Genomic DNA, 17,472 nt, shown 5'->3' with positions numbered 1-17,472 from the left:
CGGTGGAGGTTGGAATTATTGTGAGAATCTGTTTGGGCGCTTCCAATTGTTCAGCCGATGATTGAAAATGGCTGTTCTTCATGTGTTAGTCCGATATAAAACGTGAAAGCGCGGATTATAGCATTGTTATCTAGCCGAAGAGACTCAGTTTTGAGTGATTTGGGACACGTCAAATCGCCGCCGGTTGGTAGTCGGCCGGGTAACGGTGCTGAGCGGAAGAATGCGTTGAGCATTGTCCTGACATACCGGGGTATCATTTTTCTCGTATCAATTCGAGAGTACTAGCAGGGCTGAAGGTTGTCAGAGAACGCAATAATTAGCCAGATTAAGGCCGTGTTTGCGGGCTTCCGATCCAGAGAATCATATTCGAATGTGGTTAGCCTGGGCGTTGTCCAAAATGCAGTAGCGTTCGGCGCCAGTTATTTGGTTGTATTGTTTCTGAACCGCTTGCTCGGAAAAGACGGGTATGGTGAGTTTGTTTTCTTCCAGACAGCATTTTCCTACATAGCAATAGTCGGTCTTCTGGGTTTTGATCGTACCTTGATTTTCAGGCTATCAGATTTCAGTGAGAGCGCGGGCCAACTCGTCGGACAAGCAATGATGGTTCGGTTGTTGAAGCAGGCCTTCGTAGCGACCCTATTGCTGGAGGCAATTCTACTTGTTTCCTGGTTCTGGTTTCGCGGTATCACCGCTGGTTATTCGGCATTTTTCTGGATAGTGCTATTCTCGGCGAACGCGCTGACTGGCATTGTGATCGCCATGTTGGTTGCCTATCTTCAAGCCAATAAATATGTCGTTGTAACCATAAAGGTCGGCATTCTATCCAATCTTGTCGCAGTTCTGTTGCTTGGTACTCTAACTTACTTGCAAGGTGATTATCGCAGTATTGCCCTGTTTATAGTGGTGCCTAACTTTTTCACGATTGCGGCTCTTGTTTATCAGCTAAGATCACTGCCGCAGCTCGAAAAAAAGGTCGGTCTGGGAAAAGGGGATTACGCTTACTCAGTCAAAATTATGGCGACAAAGCTGGTGCATACCGGTGTGGAAAAAATCGATTTGCTTATGATTGGAATTCTGTTGCCTGTCATGTGTATAGCTGAGTATCGGGTGGCCGCCCTATTCGCAGTTCTGGTGAAAACGGGGGATGTATTGCTGGGGCCGCTTTTTACACCAATGTTTCGATACTATTTGGGTCAGAACGACGGTGAGAAAGTCATTTCACAGTATCGCCGAAATAAAAACTTCTCTGCTATCATCGCGGCAGCGGTTCTCCTATGCTATCTGTTGTTTGGTGAAGTCTTACTGTCCGTGTTTGGTGACTATCAGCAGTCGTACGGCGTTATGCTGGTGCTTTCGGTAGCCTTTTTTAACCAGGTTTTTTTTGGCCCCAACGGCAGGTACTTGATTTTGTCGGGTCGATCTAATCTGACTCTAATGTCGACAATATTCGTGCTCGCGGTAATGGTGTCGCTCAATATGGTAGCGATCCCTAGGTTCGGTAATATGGGGGCGGCATGGGCGACGTTAGCCTCTCTGCTGGCGCTTAATTTAATGCTGACGTTCATAATTCAGTATGAGGGAATTCGCTTTCTTAAGCTGTATGATTGGTTGATACTTCTGATCGTTAATCTCGGATTGCTCGGGTATATGTTTTGGGTATGAATAAAGGCGATAGTTTCCTGGTGAATGTGTTCCATATAGGCCCACAAAAAGCCGCCACGACCTGGGTCTATAAAGCACTGCAGGGCCACCCTCAGGTAGCCACATCTGCCATTGATTCTGTCCACTATTTTGATTTTTTCTACCACAGAGAAGTGGATTGGTATCATAATCAGTTCACACCTTCACAACGAAGAGTGGTTTTTGATCCGACATATACCTATATTCGTAGTCGAGAATCAGCCAGGCGCATCGCGCAGTACAATCCGGATGCACGTATCATGCTTACGTTGCGGTCACCAATCGATAGAGCGCTCTCACACTACTGGCACGAGAAGAAAAAAGACCGATTCAATTACGCGTTTGATGAGGTTTTCAGAAACTTTGATCTCTTTGCTAGTTGGTTGGAACCTGGGTTGTATTTCAGGCACATCAGCACCTATTTGGATTTTTTTGACCAAAGCCAGATCAAGATACTTTTCTTCGAAGATCTTGAAGTCGATCCGGTTTCGTTCTATCAGGAAATACTCGATTTTTGCGGGCTTGAATTGACTGAAGTTCCGCAGTGGATATACGAGAAAGTAAATGCTGCTGCACCTTTTGCTGCTAGGGATTCAGGGTTCAAGCTTGGGTCGGTGATCGCCGCCATAACACCTGCGGGAATTGCGTCGAAGTTAAAAGCGCGGAGTGTGCCAGATACAAACAGGGCTCAGCCAATTTTTTCCGATAAAGACCAGTTCCTGCAGTCGGTGGGTGAGAGTATTTTGCGTGAAATACAAAAATTCTACTCTGAAGATATTGCATGCCTGGAAGAATTAACCCAACGTGACCTCACTAAGTGGAAGCATCTGGATTTGTGATGAGCATATTATCTGAGTTAAGAAGAATGCGTACCGCTTACATGATCCAGAGCAAGTCGGAGCTTAGTATATTTGCAGCAGGGCATGAGATGCGCTTTGCTACCGACTCTGAAGTCTCAAAGCAATGGTTCTATCCTAGGTATCTTCATGGGCAGCAACATGAACCCAATGTTACGGACCTATTCTGTCGAGAGGTAGCTGTTACCGATACCGTACTTGATATTGGTGCTAACCAGGGTTATTTCTCAGTGCTTTCTGCGAAGCTAGCCGCGCAAGGGTCAGTTCATTCCTTCGAACTGGACCCAGTGCTCATACCCCTCATCAAAAAGTCTGCACTACTGAATTGTGATATTGCTCCTATCAGCATCCATCAAGCGGCGGTCTCAGATACTGATGGGGACTACGTAACATTTGCGCCGCATATCGAGGGTAATCTCACAACAAATTCCATTCATCAAAAAAGGGTTGAATCTTCAGTGATGTCGTTCTCGACAACCTTAAAGATTGATACCTTTTGTGAGAGAATGAAAATTTCCCCCAATTTCATCAAGCTGGATGTCGAGGGTGCAGAACTAGAGGCGCTCAGCGGCATGATGCAAACACTGTCACAGGCGCGGCCAAAGTTACTGATTGAAATTCACCCGACGCAGTTGGCTGAAATCGAGAAAACGCCGGAAATGGTTGTAGATCGTATTATGTCTGCCGTCCCCCAGTATCAGTGTTATATGGTTGATGAGTATAGGAAGATCAGCGACAACTACCTCGTCCCCGGTGTTCCTGCTGACATAAATCGAACCACCAGACCGGTAGTACTATTCTTTTCGCTGTGAATATATATCTGCATGATGTCCAAGCTTCCATATCAGACGGTGCTATCGCGGCTCAGCGATGGAATGTGGATAGACTCGATCAAATAGAAGAGGTGATTTGCCGCTATTTGCCCGAAGTCGAATTATCTATTGATGACGGCTACGAATCGGTTATCAATATTCTCCCGTTATTGGAAAAGTACAGGATACCGTGCACTTTTTTTGTTACCACCGGCTTTCTGAATCAAGAGTGCTATCCGTATGAATTGGAGGTTTCCAATCTTTTGGCTGATTTAGATGAGGTGTGGGATCTGGTGGGCGAGAAGCATGCCATTGATAGTGTGATAGCGAGGGAGGCGTTATTCAGGGAGATTCACTCGACGTTGAAACCGCTTAATAGGTCTGCTCGAGAGGCGTTGGTCGGTGAGTTTTTCGAGCGAAACTGCAAGGATAGAGCAGTATTTCGAAAGTCCAGATTTATGAGTGCTGAAGCATTGCGAACGCTAGCCACCCATGATTTCATCGATGTTGGTTCACACGCGCATTCTCATGTCCTCTTGCCCACTCAATCGAAATGGAACATTGTTAGAGAACTCTATAAATCTAAAACTATTCTGGAAAAAATTCTCGCTCGGAAGATTGTAAAGTTGTCGTATCCCTATGGAGGTACCAGTTTTTTTACACAAAAAGTGGCCTCTATTCTGGGCTATCGGCAAGGCTATGGAACTCACTGCCGAGGAACGCTCAATAATGTAATGAATTTGCCACGTTGCTCTGTGTCTGAGTTGTCAGGTAATGAATCAGAATAGGAGGGTTTATGTAGGTACTCTGTACTCGGGTGAGGCGGAGCTACAGGCATGTCTGGATTCGGTAGAAGCGCAGACACTAAAGCCTATAGTGCATGAAGTGATAGAGTTTCTGCCTAACAAGGAAGCTCATGAAGCGCTTTATGGCAGATTCATGGACTTGCGTGAAAGGTACGATTACTTCATCAAGCTTGATGCTGATATGGAGTTTGTAGGAGGCGACGTTATTGAACGGGTTGTTCAGTATTTTGAATGTCATCCGGGTCTAGATCATCTATCGCTTACAGTACAAGATTTCTATACCGATTCCAGTATTTTTGGAGTCCATTTTTTTTCCAACCGATGTCGTTGGGAGCGATCCAGCGATCAACTCTTCGTAGACCATTTTCCTATAGTTAGTGGTCATCGACTGCTGCTGGCCGCCCCGACTCCGGAACTGAATGTCGTGCGGCATGCATTCGGTCAGAGTGATTCAGACGCCTATGCTTTTGGCTATCATAAGGCGGCGAAGGTGCTGCAGCGTGACCGAGATTATAGCGACTATGATCAAGTTAAAAACCATTGGGTCAATATTCGAAGATTGTCTGTGGCTTATCGCCGACACGAGGACAGAGCGCGTTCATTGGCATTAGAAGGCGCGGCCCAGCAATTTTTTATGTCTCAAGATCAGGGGGCGCCGGTAGATCACAATCTGTATAAGAGATTGTCAGTACAGCCCGGTATTTCGCAAACTCAACTTCGCCGGTTTTCTAGAAATCAGTGGTATCAATCGGTTGTCATTGCCTGGGCCATCGGTCCGAGGATTTTTTCTGGTTTTCTTTTGCAGATGCTCCGGCGCTATATGCTTGGATTTCTGGGTAGGGAGGGATCTTCCAGTATCGGTGCAATGCCCCCGGATTTGTACCGGACGCGCGACAGTAGGTAGATTGCCCGGCATCGTTCGAGTATCTGCGTTCGCAATGTCGTTACGATTCAGTGATAGGTCACGCCCTAAGGCAGTTTTTATATAGATAGATAGATAGGTAGGTAAGTAAGCCTTATTGTGGTCGCAAATGATTCTGCGTCACTAACTTTGCAGCGTGCTTCATGGCATGGAGTAACTTAAATATACGTCTGACGATGGGGCCTGAGAGCGCAGCAGATCCATTGAGCCAAACGTGATCCGGGTTTGCATAACGTTTCTTCCCCGGTGTTATTTCGAAGATGAGGATTTCCAGCAGATCGCGTATCGAGAGAGCGCTAGCTAGCGTTCTCTCGTACTCTTTGTAATGGGATTGTTCGACATTGGTTTTTAGCCAGGCAACTGCTTGTGCATCCTGCTTTTGCGGGTTGAACAAAAAGTTGAGAAGTAACTGGTTAGCCGCTGGCATAAGTTCAGTAAGGTTGCCGTTGAGTATGTCGCTTTGAGTCAGGGCCCGAGCATGATCTTCCACCATTCCATGAAGGTGCTCTACCCAGATATGATGCTTACTGTCGTCATCGACTGGCTTGGTTAAAGGTTCCCATGGAGAGTGCGCTTGGTATCCAATAACAGTGCCATGGGTCGCAGGTGTGAATAGGTGCTCAAGGACCGTGACTGAAGGTAGATGGAAGATTCGATCATCGCAGTGTTCGCCCGGTACTTCTGCACTAGAGTGCGCAAAGTATCCCCTGTGACGCCCAGTGCTGCTTACTGGTGAATGGTTTTTAGTCACTCCCAGGTAGTAGCCTTGTACGTCTATACTCGGTTCTTTCGTTGCGAGTATCTGGCGCAAAGCAGCTTGACAGTTCAGTACCCAGCCTATATCAACAAGTGCCCAGGGTGTGCCGTCCAGTAATCCCTCTCTTTCTGCGTAACCCAGCACATGGGTTCTATTGATTCCAGCTTGCTCAAGAACAGAATCCCTCAACCCGTCGGTTTCCAGTAGTGAGACAAACTCCTCGGTTCTGCTATTACTGAGTTCTTCATTAACATCGTTGAACTCATTCTGCAAAAGCAAATTTTCAAACTCTTCTGGGTCGAGATCCAGTCTTCGAAGAATTGCCTTGGGTGTGCGTGCCATAATTGACTCATAGGCCCATTTCATCTCTTCCCGGTCGCCCCGCTGGATAGAAGGAGCGAACCACGCCTTTCGAGATCCAAAGAGATATCGACATTCGATAGCGTCGTCGGCGGCGCTGAGAATTCTAGCGATTTTGAAAAATATCTCGGCATCTCGGGAGACGAAATAGAGCCGTTTTCTACCATCGATTCTAGCCTGTTGCAGAACCCAGGAAACATAGATCACTAGAAAAGGAGCGATAACAGAGTGGACCACTGAGGCTGATGGATGTGGCTGCAACTTACCGCTTTCGGCTGCGCGTAATCGCAAGCATCGGTTGATACCTATGAAAGCCCTTACGCTGTCGTGGCTGTACTTGGCAGTGACGGCGTTTTCGTATGCGGTTAGCTGTCCGCCCGTATAAAGTCGTGCTTTGACACCAGTCACTTTTGCCATTCTAACGTCGGCCCGTCTGTTGTCGCCGAGGTGTCTGATATCTTTAGTTCTCACACCCTCTGCACTAGCTACGTGGTGAAATAGGGAGCTATGGTGCTTCGACTTCCCCACCTCGTTGGATACATAAAGAGCATCACCATCTTGCCAGAACCCACATTTCTCTAGCATTTTCTGAATTGTGGAACTGCTCAGGTACATGTCTGAAATGTACACGATCTTTCCGTGTTGCCTGGCGTCGGTGACCGTCTGCAGTACTGCGGCAATGGGAGAGCAAGCCTCTAGCTCTAGTGCGATTTCGGCAGACTTCATGTACGTAGGGTCAACTGCGATTTCAGACATGTCAGTCAGGCATGCGTAGATGTGATCGAGTGATATATCCTCAAGGGCTGCGTGGGTTCGACGGGCAGCCTGCTCAGCGCTGATCCTGAGATGATGTAACTTATCTATGTTTGTCTTTGAATCTTCCAGTCCGGCTTCTAGCAATGTTCGCTTTGCAAGGTCGAAAAACAGGTCTGTTGGTGCAAGATAGGGGCGAGTGATGCAGGTATCGAAAACGTCGAACGAGTAAATAGTTGAAGACATTTTCTTGATCTAACCTTTTATACCCATTGCCATCGGCCTATTCGGCGTGCTTGGTTGCGATGGTCAGTTATCGTTCACTTTATATTCATGGCCGCTTATAGTAGCGCAGCAGCCGTTCATTATGTTCAAGCACTGTAGGGGGTTTCTGAAGTGAACGAAAGAACTGTTCCCGAAGTTGTGGATAATTACCCTGAATATCGGTCAGCCGATCTACGAAGCCGTTTACATCACCCGCTTCGAAAACAAAGCTAGCGGTATTGCCGACCTCTTGTGCGCCGCCTAGGTTGGACGTGAGTACAGGGATGCCGTGGCCAACAAACTCCAATGCGACCTGCGGCAGATTGTCTTCCCAAAGCACCGGCACCAGCCCCAGATGAACTGGTGCGAGTATCTCAGGTAAGGCGTCTGGTGCGTAACCATTGTAATACCTGTAGGACAGAAAACGCTCACCAAGTTTTTTTACTTCGGGGGTAATCCAGTTACTCTCGCCACGAGCAGCAATGACGAGTTGTATTTTTTTTGCGATTTGATGTGGAACCGCGCGTAGACACTCCAGTAGGAAGAAAAAGCCCTTCTCATGGCTTGCGTAACCCAGATACGCAATACAAATTTTCTCGCCCCTGATCGACTTAGCCGGGTATTCGCTGGACAGTTCGTAGCGAGAACCTATGTATTCTGTAAACAATTTGCTACGAAGAATCCCGTTGCCCTCTGCAATATCCCTGACTCTATTGGAAACGGCGAGTACGCTGTCAGCGTATTCGTTCAACAGCCTCCGCGTTTCATTTAAATAGCTGCCATAATTGCTGGCTTGTAATTGCCCCTCCTCGCTGGATATTGTCTTCTCCAATGAGCGGCCTGACCTGCGTGACTGCGCTCTAGATTTTTTGTCGAGCGCCGGCAGCAGATATAGAGCTGTTGCCAAAGCAACCTTTTGCAAGGTCCGGTCGTTCATCAATCCAAGTTGCTTTGCCGGTGAAAGCAGTTTCTTCGTTCTAAGTACCGCACTGGCCGAAGCGCGAGTGTTCGGACAGTTGACACAGTCCCTCCCTTCATTAGAACCCTCGCAGTTTCTGGAGCCGTTCTTCCATAGCTTTACCTGTGGGCAAAACGGGTAGTAGTCGTGGAGTGAGGCAACTATCCGCGTGCTGGGGTGCTGTTTCTTGACCTCCATTGCGCGATACGAGATGCCTTCAAAGTTATTGAAATGTATAACGTCAAAAGGGCCTTCCTTATCCAAAAGTGTGGATAGCAAATCTCGAGTTGTCGTGTCAGCGACAGCAACACTCGCATTTGTGGCATTCAAGTGAGCTGGTGCGAGTACCGGAGAGTTGACAATACTGAAACACTTGACGCCATTTTTGTCGTTAAGCCGACGACAATATGCGCCACGGTTGCTGAGTTCAAACTCGGTACCGGAGGATAAGTGTACAATCTCATGGTGTTCGGTCTCAGCTAGCCGGTCTATGACACGATCAATATAGGTGGCTGCTCCTCCGCCACGATGTAAATCATCTCGGTAGGGAGTCCAACTGTAGATGAGGATTTTCATTGGCTTGATTACGGGTACTCTACGGCGCGCCAAAAAAGTAGGGTGCGGTGCGATTTTAATATAGCATCATTTGTTTAACATCTATCATTCCACAGTCTGTTTTTATATGATTTCATATTATTTCCCTAGGCGGATCAGTGTGACTATATGCATGTTTTGCAGGGCGACTTCTTGGCGCGTAGCGGCTACGGGCAATGGCTGTTTGTAGTCGGTATTTCTCGCTCAGGTAGTGGCTATCTATGAAATTTCTTGTCGTTGGAGCCGGTTTTGCCGGGTCTGTCATAGCTCGAGAGCTGGCGCAACACGAATTAGGCAGCGTTGTGGTCATAGATAAAAGAGACCATGTTGCGGGGAATGCATTCGACCCCGTGCATGCTGAGACTGGCTCGCGCTATCATAAATATGGCCCCCACATATTCCATACCAACAGCCGCCCGGTATTTGACTATCTTTCGCAGTTCACGCGTTGGCTGCCCTACAACCATGTAGTCAACGCTGTCTTACCGGGCGGGGTCGCTTCACCTATGCCAATTAACAGAGATACGTTGAATATTCATTTTGGGCTAGAACTCGCTGATGAAAGAGAGATGCGCGAATTCTTACAAGGCATACGTGAGCCCATCGATCAACCGGCCAATGCCGAGGAATACCTCTATTCGATTTATGGCCGCGAGCTTACAGATCTGTTTTTCGGGCGGTATACCTACAAAATGTGGGGGTTGAAGCTGGCAGAGATGCCGATCTCCGTGGTGGCGCGGCTGCCAGTGAGGTATGGGAACGAGGCACAGTATTTTGATGATGAATTTCAGGGAATGCCAGAGGACGGTTATCTGCCATTAATAGAAAAAATGTTGGCTCACGAGAAAATTGAAGTTCGGCTCAATACGGAGTTCGACAAGGCCACGGAAGATCAGTACACGCACATTTTTAATAGCATGCCTATTGATGAGTATTTTGAGAATAAGTTCGGCCCGCTTCCCTATCGCTCCATCAAGTTTGATCATCATTTCAACGAACAATTTGACTATGATGTCCCTACAGTAAACTTCACAGATACCGGTAAGTACACACGAAAAACAAGTTGGGCGTTGTACCCAGGCTGTGGAGGGAGCCCGGGTGACCATGTCACATACGAGATACCGTGTTCCTACGAGGAAAACAATCTGGAGCGTTACTATCCGATAAAAACCATCGATGGTTGGCCCCAACGACGCTACAAGCAGTATCAGGAGCTAGCCAAGTCTAAAGATAATATGACCTTTATCGGCCGCTGCGGTCAGTACATTTACTATGATATGCATCAGGTGGTGGCCAACAGTCTTGCGATAGCGAATAAATTTATTGAGTCCTCCAGTGCATAGCACGTTGTTTTATATGGGGGGCACATGACACCTGCTTATAGAGTGCTGTGGCTGTGTAAGGGCAGGTACATGAATCATGATGTTATAGAAGACAGGTATGCTCGGTTGTTTGAGTTGCCCAATCTTCTTGGTAAGCATGAGAGCCTGTCGATCAGTGCGGTATGTCTTGATTATCACCTGCGTAAGAAAGCTCCAGTTAGTCTCGATTTGCAAAATACCTGGCGCAGATACAGTCTGCCGAGAAGCCTTTTTACAGGATGGCTTTTTGCACTGGTGTCTCATTTAAGACAGTTCAGGCCACAGTGTGTGATCGCCAGCTCGGATTGTGTACACGTCGTTCTCGGGTGGTTAATCTCGCGTTGTTTTAAGACCCGATTTTTTGTCGATTTGTATGATGACTATTCAACATTTGGTCTGGCGAGAGTGCCCGGTATAAAGAAGCTGTACTCCCGAGCACTTCAGGAGGCAGATGGTATCTGCACGGTCAGTCGTACCCTGGGGCGACATATAGAGGAAGAGTATCCCGGGAAAAACGTACTGATACTCGAGAGCACAATAGACTCGCAACTCTTTTATCCCAGAGACAAGGCTCAAAGTCGAGCACTGCTTCAGCTCAACCGGTTTGAGGGTAAGAAACTGGTGGGTATATGCGGCGGCTTGAATGTGCTTCATGGTGCGGATGTGGTTTTCAGTTCCTTTGCAAAGATTTCAGCGCAGGTGCCGGAAGTGGTTTTTGTCGTTGCAGGTAAACCGGGCAAGGATTGCCCGCTGCCAGACCTCCCGAATGTTGAATTCCTTGGAGCACTGCCGCATCAACACATGCCATATTTCTTCAGTGCAATGGATGTTGCGATAGTGGCACTTTCCAACACCCGTTTTGGGTACTTTGCGTTTCCGCAGAAGGCCTATGAAATTCTTGCTTGCGGGGTACCTGTGGCTGCGGCTAATGTCGGTGCACTGGCGATGTTGTTCGATGAGGTTCCAGAGGCCCGCTATGAGGCGCAGTCGTCGGACAGTCTTGCCAGTACTGTCATCCATCAGCTAAAGGCAAAGTGTATCAATTCGGTTCATATTCCCACGTGGGAAGATCAGGCAGAAGCGTTGGGTAAGTTTATAGTATCTCCGTGAGTACAGTGGGCTGTAGGCTGCTGTGATCCAGTGTCATGAGAGATTGTCGATCATTTACCGCATACTTTCATTGTAGCTCGACCACCTAAACTGTTGGGCATTCGCTGTATAATCTCCGCATTTAGGTGTGCTGCGTGAGGCTGCTTTGGTGTTGGCCATCTGGTGCTAGGGCTGACTATGACGAGTCGATGATCTACAGGGCCCTTTTCAATTGCGAGATTCAGGCTCCGCAGGTACGACAGTGTACTGGCCATCTTGCCGTAGGTGTACAGCCAGAAAGGTGTTTTGGAACTGACCGCCTCCGGGTTGCTCATTGAAACGGGATTACTGGTAGTGTAAATATTTTTTCGCACTTTTTTCTCGGGGGCTTCCCGGTCCCTGGTCATGCTACCGAATAGATGGCCTCCTGATCCATCTCGTTGAGAAGTTGCATATTCATGTACTTGCGGGTTCCCCACGTAGTGCTGGAGACGTGCCGCAACCTGGCTGCCACAAGCATCAGAGCAGAGTTCCCATCAGGGAAGGCACCGACAACTTTGGTTCTCCGCCTCGCTTCCTTGAGTAGCCGCTCCATGGGATTGTTGGTTTTGAGCTTCAGCCAGTGTTGAGGTGGATAGGCAAAGTAGGCGAAGGTTTCATGGATCGATTTCTCGACCAACTCAGCAGCCGCTTTCAACTTCATGCCCTGCAGCTTGATGACGACATCTTTGGCCTTGCTCTCCGCTGCATCTCGACTCTCCTGAGCGTGAATCGCTTTTAGCATAGCTGCCACCTCTCGTATCTTGCCACGGGGCACATGGGAGAACACGTTGCGATAGAAGTGGACCGCGCAGCGCTGCCAATCCACGTCCGGGAACACCTCGGAAATCGACTCGACCAACCCCAGACAGGCATCGGAAATCATCAGCCGGACGCCAGTAAGGCCACGTTGTTTAAGCTCCTTAAGGAAGCCCAGCCAGCCTGCTTTGTCTTCCTTGTGTCCCTCTGAAACGCCCAGAATGCGCCGATAGCCGTCACTATCGACCCCGATGGCCGCCAGGACGGAGACGTTCTTGATCTCGCCGCCCCAGCTGCGCTTGAGCACAATGCCGTCCAGGTAGACGTAGGCGAACTTGCCTTCGATCTCCTGGGTGCGCCAGCGCTCGATATGCTTGTAGACCTTCTTGTTGAGGTTGGAAACCGTGCCGGAGGAGACCCTGGTGCCCCACAGGGCTTCGGTGACATCCTCGACTCGACGGACGGAGACGCCCGCGAGGTACATCTGGACGATAGCTTCCTCAATAGAAATATCCCGGCGTCGGTAGCGCTCGATAATGGCCGTCTCGAAGGTCTGCTTCCGCAGCTTGGGCATCTTAACCTCGACCTCCCCGGCCTTGGTATGCAGTTTGCGTTTGTAGCTACCTGCGCGCGTATCAATACGATCCGGTGAGTGCTCGTAGCGTTGGGCGTTGCACATCTCGTCTGCCTCTGCATCCAGCATGGCGTTCAGGGTCTCCTCTACGGTGCCCCGGACCATCTCATCCAGGTGCCCACGGATCTCGCTCTCGTCGATGCGTATCACTTTGCTCAATGACTTTGTGCTATCGTTCATTTGGGTGGTCCTCATTGGGTTCGTTACTGTGGTTTGGCGATTACAGTTTTAACAAACCGGGGCCACCCCCTTCAAAAAATGTGCGAAATATAATTTACGTTATCGGATTACTTGTACAAAAATCCGTAATTGGGAATGATTTTTCGCTATAAACAGGGCACTATCGCTGGGAATGTTTGTCGATAGAGCAACCAAATCCTTGTGAAACCCACAGTTCTGGTCCTTACCTCTACGTACCCGCGCTGGCCGGATGATGTTGAGCCCGGTTTTGTCCACGAGTTATCCCGGCGGCTTGAATCTCACTATGATGTTCACGTGCTTGCGCCCCATTGCGCAGGAGCCTTGCCGTATGAGGTCCTCGATGGCGTGAGTGTTCATCGCTTTCGGTATGGCTTTTCAAAGCTGGAGCGGCTCGCGTACAACGGTGGAATGCTGGCAAACATCCAGCGCTTTCCCTGGACTCTATTGCTACTTCCCTTTTTTTTGGCGTCTCAGCTTATTAGCGCTTACAAATTGTCGAACAAGTATAATGTCGCGCTTGTACATGCTCATTGGGTGATACCACAGGGCATTGTGGCCGCCGTTTTGAAAGTGCTCCGCCCGAGGATACCTTTGCTTGTCACCTCTCATGGCGGTGATGTGTATGGTTTGAATGGTGCTGGATTTGGCTATTTGAAGCGTAAGGTATATGAAACAAGCAATGTTGTTACTGTTGTCAGTCAGGCGATGGCAGGTGATCTTCGCTCGCTTGTAAGCGGTTTAGACATTCGAGTTGGGCCCATGGGCGTGGATTTGCAGCAGCGTTTTGTTCCTGGCGTTCTGGACGATCAGCGACGGGATATTGTTTTTGTGGGGCGCCTGGTTGAGAAGAAGGGCGTGGAGATTCTATTGGACGCCTTTGCAAAGCTGCATCGCGATTACCCACTGTTGAGATTGCGGATAATTGGAGACGGTCCTTCGGGTATCACGTTGGGGGATCAAGCTGAGAGGCTCGCAATCAGCGAGGCGGTGGAGTTTATGGGCGCCGTTCCCAATACGGATATCCCCCGTATGCTGAATAAGCACGCAATAGCCGTTGTTCCGTCTGTTGTGGCTGCCAGTGGCGATCAGGAGGGGCTGGGGTTGGTCGCAATTGAGGCTATGGGGTGCGGGTGTGCATTGATAGCGTCAGAGCTGCCCGCCCTTCATGATATCGTCGATCATGGTGAGAATGGGCTGCTCTTTGAGGTGGGTAACGCCGATGCACTTGCCGAGAGCCTGCGAGCGCTGCTGGATAGTGAGGACTTACGTTGTCGGCTTGCTAAAGTGGGTAGAGAAAGTGTGGTGAAAAAATTTGACTGGGTTGAGGCAGCGCAGCGTTACCATCGAATTTTCTCTGAGTTGATTTGAGCTATAGAGAGCAGTCACTCTGCGGATAATCTTGCGCCATGCCGCCAACTAATGCGTTATGTGCGCGTACCGGATACTTCTACTGTCGAGCTGAAATTCAGGACGGGAGAGGCGTTTTTACTCTCCAGTGCCTGTCGTGCCGTGATACGTTGGATGATGCTCTCTGCGTCCAACCCCACCCCCGCCCGCTGGCTCACCTGGTCCCCATGCTCGATAAACTCATCGGGTATACCCAGATTGAGAATGGCTGGTGACAGGCCCTGCGCGGCGAGGAATTCATTCACTGCCGCGCCGGCACCGCCGGCAATCGAGTTCTCTTCCAGGGTGACGAGTAGGGTATGGCGCTGTGCGATCGCCAGCACAATCTTCTCATCCAGTGGTTTTACCCAGCGCATATCGACGACAGTCGCATCCAGCTGATCAGCAGCGGCTATTGCCTCCGAGAGCAGTGCGCCAAAGCTTAGAATGGCAACCCCTTTGCCACTGCGCACTTCCACCGCCTCACCTATGGGCAGCTCCGACATGGCTTCATGCACGATCGCACCCGGCCCGGTCCCGCGGGGATAGCGAATGGCGGCAGGGCCCGGATACTGGTAAGCGGTGTACAGCATCTGGCGGCATTCGTTTTCATCGGCGGGTGCACCGATCACCATATTGGGGATACAGCGCAGGAAGCTCAGGTCAAATGCGCCGTGATGTGTCGGGCCGTCCTGCCCGACCAGGCCAGCGCGGTCGATCCCGAATGTCACATCGAGGTTTTGCAGGGCGATATCGTGAATCAATTGGTCGTAGCCGCGTTGCAGGAAGGTGGAGTAAATGGCTACCACAGGTTTGAGTCCATCGCAGGCCATGCCGGCTGCCAGTGTCAGTGCGTGCTGTTCGGCGATGGCAACATCGTAGTAGCGATCGGGGAAGCGCTTGGCGAAATCCACCATGCCAGAGCCCTCGCACATGGCGGGCGTGATGCCTACCAGACGTTTGTCACGCAGCGCCATATCACACAACCAACGGCCGAAGACATCCTGATATTTGGGGCCTTTTGGCTTGGCGGCGGGCAGTGCGGGCTGTGGGCCCTTGGGTTTGGCCTCGATCTTGTTGACGGCGTGATAGCCCACCGGGTCGCGCTCTGCTGGCTGGAAGCCCTTGCCCTTCATCGTGCGTATATGGAGGAACTGTGGACCTTCGAGGTCCTTCATGTTTTCCAGTGTCTGGATGAGTCCGGGCAGGTCGTGGCCGTCGAGCGGGCCGATGTAGTGAAAGCCCAGCTCCTCAAACAGCGTGCCGGGCGCGACCATGCCCTTCATATGTTCTTCTGTGCGTTTGGCGAGCTCCCAGGCGGGCCGAATCTTCTCGAGTACCCGTTTGGAACCTTCGCGCATGGAAATATAGAACTTGCTGGCCCATATTTTGGCGAAGTAGGTCGCCAGCCCGCCGGTGTTGTGGCCTATCGACATCTGGTTGTCGTTCAGGATCACCAGCATATTGGGCCGCTCGTGGCCGGCGTGGGCGAGCGCCTCTATGGCCATGCCCCCGGTGATCGCGCCATCGCCGATAACAGCGACGACTTTGCGGTTGATGCCCAGCTGTTTTGCCGCCAGTGCCATACCCATAGCGGCAGAGATGCTGGTGGAGGAGTGGCCCACGCCAAAGGCATCGTATTCACTCTCGGCCCGTTTGGGGAAGCCAGCCAGCCCGTCAGCCTGGCGCATGCTACCCATCTGCGACATGCGACCGGTGAGAATCTTGTGAGGGTAGGTCTGGTGGCCCACATCCCACACGATACGGTCCTGCGGCGTGTTGTAGACATGGTGTAGGGCCACGGTTAACTCGACCACGCCTAGGCCTGCGCCAAAATGGCCGCCGGTCTGGCCCACGCTGTACAGCAGGAAGGCCCGCAGTTCCTCGGCCAATTGCACCAGTTCCGCGGTGTCCAGATCGTGCAGGGACAGCCCCTGATTGACTCTGCTCAGTAGGGGGGTATCAGGTGGGATGACAGGGATATCCGACAGCATGGATGGGATTCTAGCGCATCTTGGCTGAAAAGTAGTGATAGAGATTTGATTCTCTGGCCAGGTCGAACTGCGCCCGACGTAGCCGGGGAGCGGTCCCAAGGGAGGCCCCGGCTAGTCTCTGGCGTTCTTGAAACGGTGGATCTGGCGGCGTTGCTGCTTGTTGGGGCGGTGCGCCGGGCGATCTATCATGCCGCCAGCGGCCTTGCGCGCCAGCGCCTGGGCTTCGCGTTTGGCCAGGCTGTCGGCTGTTTCCCGATACAGCAGCTGTGCCTCGGGCGCGCCGCGGCGCTGGTCGCTGAGTTGCATGACTTCTACCACTTTCTCATCGAAGCCCTGGCGTATCTGCAGCATGTCACCGACGATGATCTCCTTCGATACCTTCACCCGCTGTCCTGCCAGATGCACTTTGCCGCCGTCGATCGCCGCCTTGGCGAGGCTGCGTGTTTTAAAGAAACGCGCCGCCCACAACCATTTATCGAGGCGTACTTTGGCCGGTTGATCCGGGTGTTGGCTCATCCCTGCGCTCCGCCGGGCATGATCTCGTCAAAATGGTGGAAGCCCGGAAACCGGGTTTCCAGCCGCTTGTCACGCCGGCTGTCTGGTTGCAGCAGGGTCAACAGGTGGGCGATGCCGTATTCCTGTGCGCTGGCCAGTACCGCCTCAGTGTCGTCGATCAACAGTGTGCGCTCCGGGTCAAAAGGGTGCATGTCCTGCAGCCTGATCCAGAAATTCTGGTCTTCCTTGGGGGCGTGCAGGTCGTGTGAGATCACCACGCGATCAAACCAGTTGATGATATCGACATTCTCCATCTTCAGGTCGAGCGTTTTCCGGTGGGCATTGGTGACCATGAGCACGTCCCGGCTGCTGGCGTGGAGCTGGGTAAGAAACTCGGTGACGTAGGGGCGGATACTGATCATATGCTGCAGCTCCTGCTTTAGCGCGGGAATGTCCATATCGAGGCGCTGCGACCAATGGTCCAGGCAATACCACTGCAACGTCCCCTGTTCGGCGCTCAGTGTGCCGTGCAGGCGATCGCTCGATTCCGCTTCCGTGATCTGATGCTTCTCGGCGTAGACGCGTGGTAGGTGCTCAGTCCAGAAGTAGTTGTCAAAGTGCAGGTCCAGCAGCGTACCATCCATGTCCAGCAGTACGGTATCGATACAATCCCAGTCGATCATGGTTTATCCCTCGAACCCTCTGTCGGCAAGGCAGTGGCGATCGACAAGTTTATGCTTTTTTCCACTTT

14 protein-coding genes are annotated in these 17,472 nt (G+C 50.8%); 8 read left to right on the top strand and 6 right to left on the bottom strand.

Translation table 11 applies throughout. The features are described from left to right. Positions 1-297: 297 nt before the first annotated feature. From AC0L6S_RS13185 to AC0L6S_RS13165, 5 genes are all read left to right on the top strand, one after another. Positions 298-1,662 carry an oligosaccharide flippase family protein gene (locus AC0L6S_RS13185; RefSeq protein WP_473424452.1) on the top strand — a complete coding sequence of 455 codons (1,365 nt, stop codon included), beginning with the start codon at positions 298-300 and terminating at the stop codon, positions 1,660-1,662. Continuing rightward, entirely contained in the window at positions 1,659-2,519 is an 861-nt protein-coding gene (locus AC0L6S_RS13180) for a sulfotransferase domain-containing protein (RefSeq protein ID WP_473424451.1), read from the top strand. The genes AC0L6S_RS13185 and AC0L6S_RS13180 overlap by 4 nt, the downstream gene beginning before the upstream one ends. Continuing rightward, the gene (locus AC0L6S_RS13175; RefSeq protein WP_473424450.1) at positions 2,519-3,349 is read left to right on the top strand and encodes an FkbM family methyltransferase; all 831 of its coding nucleotides are present in this window, start codon (positions 2,519-2,521) and stop codon (positions 3,347-3,349) included. Before AC0L6S_RS13180 ends, AC0L6S_RS13175 begins: the two co-directional genes overlap by 1 nt. A gap of 65 nt (positions 3,350-3,414) precedes the next feature. Continuing rightward, on the top strand, positions 3,415-4,137 hold the full coding sequence (locus AC0L6S_RS13170; RefSeq protein WP_473424449.1) for a polysaccharide deacetylase family protein: 723 nt from the start codon (positions 3,415-3,417) through the stop codon (positions 4,135-4,137). Beyond that, the gene (locus tag AC0L6S_RS13165; RefSeq protein WP_473424448.1) at positions 4,124-5,059 is read left to right on the top strand and encodes a hypothetical protein; all 936 of its coding nucleotides are present in this window, start codon (positions 4,124-4,126) and stop codon (positions 5,057-5,059) included. The genes AC0L6S_RS13170 and AC0L6S_RS13165 overlap by 14 nt, the downstream gene beginning before the upstream one ends. A 112-nt stretch (positions 5,060-5,171) precedes the next feature. On the opposite strand, the gene AC0L6S_RS13160 is transcribed toward AC0L6S_RS13165, so the two are convergent. Next, on the bottom strand, positions 5,172-7,193 hold the full coding sequence (locus AC0L6S_RS13160; RefSeq protein WP_473424447.1) for an HAD family hydrolase: 2,022 nt from the start codon (positions 7,191-7,193) through the stop codon (positions 5,172-5,174). A gap of 85 nt (positions 7,194-7,278) precedes the next feature. Beyond that, a complete protein-coding gene (locus AC0L6S_RS13155; protein WP_473424444.1) occupies positions 7,279-8,745 on the bottom strand; it encodes a glycosyltransferase in 1,467 nt (488 codons plus the stop codon). A gap of 239 nt (positions 8,746-8,984) precedes the next feature. Between AC0L6S_RS13155 and AC0L6S_RS13150 the strand changes: the two genes are divergently transcribed. Together AC0L6S_RS13150 and AC0L6S_RS13145 are read left to right on the top strand one after the other, a co-directional pair. Next, a complete protein-coding gene (locus AC0L6S_RS13150; protein ID WP_473424442.1) occupies positions 8,985-10,106 on the top strand; it encodes a UDP-galactopyranose mutase in 1,122 nt (373 codons plus the stop codon). Between the two features lie 423 nt (positions 10,107-10,529). Next, on the top strand, positions 10,530-11,234 hold the full coding sequence (locus AC0L6S_RS13145; RefSeq protein ID WP_473424441.1) for a glycosyltransferase: 705 nt from the start codon (positions 10,530-10,532) through the stop codon (positions 11,232-11,234). A 382-nt stretch (positions 11,235-11,616) separates the two neighbouring features. Here the strand turns inward: AC0L6S_RS13145 and AC0L6S_RS13140 are convergent, their stop codons facing one another. Beyond that, positions 11,617-12,825, bottom strand: a complete 1,209-nt coding sequence (locus tag AC0L6S_RS13140) for an IS256 family transposase (protein ID WP_473424440.1) — start codon at positions 12,823-12,825, stop codon at positions 11,617-11,619. A 201-nt stretch (positions 12,826-13,026) separates the two neighbouring features. Between AC0L6S_RS13140 and AC0L6S_RS13135 the strand changes: the two genes are divergently transcribed. After that, on the top strand, positions 13,027-14,214 hold the full coding sequence (locus tag AC0L6S_RS13135) for a glycosyltransferase (protein ID WP_473424439.1): 1,188 nt from the start codon (positions 13,027-13,029) through the stop codon (positions 14,212-14,214). Positions 14,215-14,270: 56 nt separating this feature from the next. Here AC0L6S_RS13135 and dxs read toward each other — a convergent pair whose 3' ends face one another. The 3 genes from dxs to yrfG all read right to left on the bottom strand — a co-directional run bounded on the left by dxs (position 14,271) and on the right by yrfG (position 17,404). After that, positions 14,271-16,226, bottom strand: a complete 1,956-nt coding sequence (dxs, locus tag AC0L6S_RS13130) for a 1-deoxy-D-xylulose-5-phosphate synthase (RefSeq protein WP_473424438.1) — start codon at positions 16,224-16,226, stop codon at positions 14,271-14,273. Between the two features lie 111 nt (positions 16,227-16,337). Further along, the gene (locus AC0L6S_RS13125; protein ID WP_473424437.1) at positions 16,338-16,742 is read right to left on the bottom strand and encodes an RNA-binding S4 domain-containing protein; all 405 of its coding nucleotides are present in this window, start codon (positions 16,740-16,742) and stop codon (positions 16,338-16,340) included. Continuing rightward, positions 16,739-17,404, bottom strand: a complete 666-nt coding sequence (gene yrfG, locus AC0L6S_RS13120; RefSeq protein ID WP_473424436.1) for a GMP/IMP nucleotidase — start codon at positions 17,402-17,404, stop codon at positions 16,739-16,741. The genes AC0L6S_RS13125 and yrfG overlap by 4 nt, the downstream gene beginning before the upstream one ends. Between the last annotated feature and the right edge of the window lie 68 nt (positions 17,405-17,472).

Source organism: Halioglobus sp. D3-4 (assembly GCF_055809315.1).
This window is presented reverse-complemented; position numbering and strand designations above follow the sequence as displayed.

Coding starts and splice junctions, on each gene's coding strand:
- AC0L6S_RS13180 (WP_473424451.1), top strand. CDS start 1,659: ATGAATAAAGGCGATAGTTTCCTGGTGAATGTGTTCCATATAGGCCCA.
- AC0L6S_RS13175 (WP_473424450.1), top strand. CDS start 2,519: ATGAGCATATTATCTGAGTTAAGAAGAATGCGTACCGCTTACATGATC.
- AC0L6S_RS13165 (WP_473424448.1), top strand. CDS start 4,124: ATGAATCAGAATAGGAGGGTTTATGTAGGTACTCTGTACTCGGGTGAG.
- AC0L6S_RS13160 (WP_473424447.1), bottom strand. CDS start 7,193: ATGTCTTCAACTATTTACTCGTTCGACGTTTTCGATACCTGCATCACT.
- AC0L6S_RS13155 (WP_473424444.1), bottom strand. CDS start 8,745: ATGAAAATCCTCATCTACAGTTGGACTCCCTACCGAGATGATTTACAT.
- AC0L6S_RS13150 (WP_473424442.1), top strand. CDS start 8,985: ATGAAATTTCTTGTCGTTGGAGCCGGTTTTGCCGGGTCTGTCATAGCT.
- AC0L6S_RS13140 (WP_473424440.1), bottom strand. CDS start 12,825: ATGAACGATAGCACAAAGTCATTGAGCAAAGTGATACGCATCGACGAG.
- dxs (WP_473424438.1), bottom strand. CDS start 16,226: ATGCTGTCGGATATCCCTGTCATCCCACCTGATACCCCCCTACTGAGC.
- AC0L6S_RS13125 (WP_473424437.1), bottom strand. CDS start 16,742: ATGAGCCAACACCCGGATCAACCGGCCAAAGTACGCCTCGATAAATGG.
- yrfG (WP_473424436.1), bottom strand. CDS start 17,404: ATGATCGACTGGGATTGTATCGATACCGTACTGCTGGACATGGATGGT.